Raw genomic sequence first — 597 nt, 5'->3', positions numbered from 1 at the left:
ACGGTCGGTTTTGTCTTCTTTGTTTTGCTTCTCGCCCTTAACGGTCAGCGTGTTATTTTCCGACTCAAGCGACAACTCCTGCTCCGTAAAGCCGGCCACCGCCATGGTAATTTGGTACTTGTCTTCCGCTAAAGCTTCGATGTTGTAAGGCGGATAGCTTGGCTGTTTTTCGCTGCTACGCTGCGCCGCATCCATCATAGATGCAAGGTGGTCAAAGCCGATGAATGAACGGTAAAGGGGTGATAAATCTACTGTACGCATAATCATATCCTCATAAAGCGATAATTAAGCCATTTACTCTTTGCAATAAACCAGTAAATAGCGGGTTTTTAACTCTAACATTACTTGAATAAAGACTTTTAAAACAAAGTCTTAGCCTTGTTTTGGACCCTGTCGGCGTCCTCACAAATCTATCTATGGCCGGGGCCAATGCTTTTCAAGGAAGTTTTTTGAAAAAAGTTTTAGGTTCATTTTATCTTATTGATTTTAAGTGCTTTTATTTTTGGTTATTTGCTTTGGATCTTTGCTCCGGTCAGTCACCCTTTTGCTGTCGGTGGTTCCCGGCTCAAGGCCGGAATGACGAAGGCGAAGCTGGAT

Annotated in this window: 1 protein-coding gene; it reads right to left on the bottom strand. The window is 43.4% G+C overall.

What is annotated here, in order from left to right; genetic code table 11:
* On the bottom strand, positions 1 to 261 hold a 261-nt coding region (locus tag TW77_RS24055), incomplete at its 3' end, for an Hsp20 family protein (RefSeq protein ID WP_046007336.1).
* Positions 262 to 597: the final 336 nt, after the last annotated feature.

It is taken from the genome of Pseudoalteromonas rubra, from assembly GCF_000967655.1.
In the GTDB taxonomy this organism is placed as follows: Bacteria; Pseudomonadota; Gammaproteobacteria; order Enterobacterales; family Alteromonadaceae; genus Pseudoalteromonas; species Pseudoalteromonas rubra_A.
Note: the sequence above shows the minus strand (reverse complement) of the source record. Positions and strands in the feature narration are given on the sequence as shown.